General features: G+C 46.0%; 1 protein-coding gene. It reads left to right on the forward strand.

Going from position 1 to position 235, the window contains the following annotated elements; genetic code table 11:
* The coding region (locus RYX56_RS25355; protein ID WP_317124513.1) for an MFS transporter at nt 1-235 on the forward strand (235 nt) is incomplete at both ends.

Here is a 235-nt window from a genome sequence, read left to right on the forward strand (position 1 = left end):
GGTGGGAGATGGGGACAAAGGAGCTGCGATGGCCATCTTAAACCTTGGAGCAGGTTTATGTGTATTCGTGGGTCCGGCGCTGGTTGCATTATTCTATGAGGTAGCAGGCACAAGAGGGATTATTTGGATATTAGCAGGTCTATACGCCATTGCTGCTATCCTAACAACATTCTTAAAATTGCCTGGCGAAGGGAAACAGCAAGCAAAAATAGCAGAAGATGTAAGTATCATAGGG

Origin of the sequence: Alkalihalophilus lindianensis (genome assembly GCF_032843265.1) — a bacterium.
Lineage (GTDB): Bacteria > Bacillota > Bacilli > Bacillales > Bacillaceae_D > Alkalihalophilus > Alkalihalophilus lindianensis.